At 68.4% G+C, this 443-nt stretch carries 1 protein-coding gene; it reads right to left on the bottom strand.

All coding sequences use genetic code 11. The features are described 5' to 3' along the window. The coding region (locus AC5Y2L_RS28585; protein WP_499940102.1) for an alcohol dehydrogenase catalytic domain-containing protein at window positions 1-443 on the bottom strand (443 nt) is incomplete at both ends.

The following is a 443-nucleotide window of genomic DNA, read 5'->3' as shown; positions in this document are numbered from 1 at the left end:
CCGTGGTAGGCGGTGGCGTACGCGGTGGTCACCGCCGCCGCCTGCGGCTCGGACAGCCCGCTTGGCAGCCGGACAGCCAATCGCGCGTCGCAGGTGAGGAAGGTGCCCCAACAGCCGTCGGGGGACAGGCCGCCGACGGGGTCACCGACGTGGTGGTCGGTGACGTCTTCGCCAACCGCAGTCACCACCCCGGCGAAATCCGTGCCTAACTCCGGCAATTGGCCCTCGATGGCGGGGTAGCGGCCGAACGCGAGCAGCACATCGGCGAAGTTGATGCTCGACGCGCTGATCGCGACTTCGATTTGTCCCGGCCCCGGCGGAGTCCGTTGGCAGGCAACAAGTTCCAGTGTTTCCAGATCGCCGGGGGTGCGGATCTGCAGGCGCATTTTGTCGCGCTCGTGGTTGGCGATGGTGGTTTTGCGCTCGTCGGGGCGCAGCGGGGC

The sequence above is a fragment of the Mycobacterium sp. NGS66 genome, assembly GCF_059812225.1.
This window is presented reverse-complemented; position numbering and strand designations above follow the sequence as displayed.